Below are 270 nucleotides of genomic sequence, written 5' to 3' on the forward strand. Positions count from 1 at the left end.
GGATCGCATCCGGCGAACACGGATGGACGACCGCGGTGCGCAGGGCCGGATGCGCGCGCGCCTCACGAATGAATGCCTCGTAGCGATCATGGCGGCGCACCGCCGCTTCGGGGCGCGGCATGGCCGGCACGACGATCGTCACGGCCGGCGCGATCACGGTGGCGATACCCAGCAGCACCACGTCGCCTTTCTGGTTGGTGCACTGGGTGTCGAGCAGCACGATACGCTTGTCGACCCGCTTTTCCTTGACGGTCACGGTAGCGGTGATGG

General features: G+C 67.4%; 1 protein-coding gene. It reads right to left on the bottom strand.

Annotated features, from left to right (window positions below; translation table 11 throughout):
* The coding region (locus tag SB689_RS23180; RefSeq protein WP_410694408.1) for a hypothetical protein at nucleotides 1-270 on the bottom strand (270 nt) is incomplete at both ends.

Origin of the sequence: Chryseobacterium sp. SIMBA_038 (assembly GCF_046535115.1) — a bacterium.
GTDB lineage: Bacteria > Bacteroidota > Bacteroidia > Flavobacteriales > Weeksellaceae > Chryseobacterium.